Source organism: Burkholderia reimsis, from assembly GCF_003294055.1.
GTDB lineage: Bacteria > Pseudomonadota > Gammaproteobacteria > Burkholderiales > Burkholderiaceae > Burkholderia > Burkholderia cepacia.
Window position 1 is genome coordinate 1 of sequence record NZ_QMFZ01000096.1, and the last position, 2,932, is coordinate 2,932.

General features: G+C 52.9%; 1 rRNA gene. It reads right to left on the bottom strand.

Annotation, left to right across the window (positions count from 1 at the left end):
* Positions 1–32: 32 nt before the first annotated feature.
* Positions 33–2,914, bottom strand: a 23S ribosomal RNA gene (locus tag DPV79_RS41300).
* Between the last annotated feature and the right edge of the window lie 18 nt (positions 2,915–2,932).

The following is a 2,932-nucleotide window of genomic DNA, read 5'->3' on the forward strand; positions in this document are numbered from 1 at the left end:
CACGGCGCCGATCTACAAGGCAGACTTGTTATAGGATCAAGCCTTACGGGCAATTAGTATCAGTTAGCTGAACGCATTACTGCGCTTACACACCTGACCTATCAACGTCCTGGTCTCGAACGACCCTTCAAGGGGATCTAGTCCCCAGGGATATCTCATCTTAAGGCGAGTTTCCCGCTTAGATGCTTTCAGCGGTTATCTCTTCCGAACATAGCTACCCGGCGATGCCACTGGCGTGACAACCGGTACACCAGAGGTTCGTCCACTCCGGTCCTCTCGTACTAGGAGCAGCCCCCTTCAAATATCCAACGCCCACGGCAGATAGGGACCAAACTGTCTCACGACGTTTTAAACCCAGCTCACGTACCTCTTTAAATGGCGAACAGCCATACCCTTGGGACCGGCTACAGCCCCAGGATGAGATGAGCCGACATCGAGGTGCCAAACACCGCCGTCGATATGAACTCTTGGGCGGTATCAGCCTGTTATCCCCAGAGTACCTTTTATCCGTTGAGCGATGGCCCTTCCATACAGAACCACCGGATCACTATGACCTGCTTTCGCACCTGCTCGACTTGTCGGTCTCGCAGTTAAGCACGCTTATGCCATTGCACTATCAGCACGATTTCCGACCGTACCTAGCGTACCTTCGTACTCCTCCGTTACGCTTTGGGAGGAGACCGCCCCAGTCAAACTGCCTACCATGCACTGTCCCCGACCCGGATCACGGGCCAAGGTTAGAACCTCAAACAAACCAGGGTGGTATTTCAAGGACGGCTCCACCGAAACTAGCGTTCCGGTTTCATAGCCTCCCACCTATCCTACACAGATCGGTTCAAAGTCCAATGCAAAGCTACAGTAAAGGTTCATGGGGTCTTTCCGTCTAGCCGCGGGTAGATTGCATCATCACAAACACTTCAACTTCGCTGAGTCTCGGGAGGAGACAGTGTGGCCATCGTTACGCCATTCGTGCAGGTCGGAACTTACCCGACAAGGAATTTCGCTACCTTAGGACCGTTATAGTTACGGCCGCCGTTTACCGGGACTTCAATCAAGAGCTTGCACCCCATCATTTAATCTTCCGGCACCGGGCAGGCGTCACACCCTATACGTCCACTTTCGTGTTTGCAGAGTGCTGTGTTTTTATTAAACAGTCGCAGCCACCAGTTTATTGCAACCCCTTCACCCTCCTGGCGCAGGCCAGTCAAGCTACAAGGGCGTACCTTATCCCGAAGTTACGGTACCAATTTGCCGAGTTCCTTCTCCCGAGTTCTCTCAAGCGCCTTAGAATACTCATCTCGCCCACCTGTGTCGGTTTGCGGTACGGTCATCGTTAGACTGAAGCTTAGAGGCTTTTCTTGGAACCACTTCCAATTGCTTCGCTCCCGAAGGAGCTCGCGCCACACCCTTGAATTACGCACCCGGATTTGCCTAAGTGCCTTCTCCAATGCAGCGACCGGGACTTCCAACACCCGGACAACCTTCCGCGATCCGTCCCCCCATCGCATCTAACAATGGTGCAGGAATATTGACCTGCTTCCCATCAGCTACGCATTTCTGCCTCGCCTTAGGGGCCGACTCACCCTACGCCGATGAACGTTGCGTAGGAAACCTTGGGCTTACGGCGAGGGGGCCTTTCACCCCCTTTATCGCTACTCATGTCAGCATTCGCACTTCCGATACCTCCAGCACCCTTTACAAGGCACCTTCGCAGGCTTACGGAACGCTCTCCTACCATGCGTGCAAAGCACGCATCCGCAGCTTCGGTATATAGCTTAGCCCCGTTACATCTTCCGCGCAGGACGACTCGATCAGTGAGCTATTACGCTTTCTTTAAAGGGTGGCTGCTTCTAAGCCAACCTCCTGACTGTTTTAGCCTTCCCACTTCGTTTCCCACTTAGCTATATTTGGGGACCTTAGCTGGCGGTCTGGGTTGTTTCCCTCTTGACACCGGACGTTAGCACCCGATGTCTGTCTCCCGTGATTGCACTCTTCGGTATTCGGAGTTTGCTATGGCGGGGTAATCTGCAATAGACCCCCCAACCATGACAGTGCTCTACCCCCGAAGGTGAGACACGAGGCACTACCTAAATAGTTTTCGGAGAGAACCAGCTATTTCCAGGTTTGTTTAGCCTTTCACCCCTATCCACAGCTCATCCCCTAACTTTTCAACGTTAGTGGGTTCGGACCTCCAGTACGTGTTACCGCACCTTCATCCTGGCCATGGATAGATCACCTGGTTTCGGGTCTACGCCCAGCAACTGAACGCCCTATTCGGACTCGCTTTCGCTACGCCTGCCCTATACGGTTAAGCTTGCTACTGAACGTAAGTCGCTGACCCATTATACAAAAGGTACGCCGTCACCCCTTACGAGGCTCCGACTGTTTGTATGCATGCGGTTTCAGGATCTATTTCACTCCCCTCCCGGGGTTCTTTTCGCCTTTCCCTCACGGTACTGGTTCACTATCGGTCGATCACGAGTATTTAGCCTTGGAGGATGGTCCCCCCATCTTCAGACAGGATTTCACGTGTCCCGCCCTACTTGTCGCACACCTAGTTCTTTCATACTGTTTTCGCCTACAGGGCTATCACCTGCTATGGCCGCACTTTCCAGAGCGTTCGGCTAACAATACAAATAAAGAGTGCAAGGCTCATCCCATTTCGCTCGCCACTACTTTGGGAATCTCGGTTGATTTCTTTTCCTGCGGTTACTTAGATGTTTCAGTTCACCGCGTTCGCTTCACATGGCCTATGTATTCAGCCATGGATACTCCAAAAGGAGTGGGTTTCCCCATTCGGACATCTACGGATCAAAGCTTGTTTGCCAGCTCCCCGTAGCTTTTCGCAGGCTACCGCGTCCTTCATCGCCTGTGATCGCCAAGGCATCCACCACATGCACTTGTTCGCTTGACCCTATAACGAGTCTGTCTC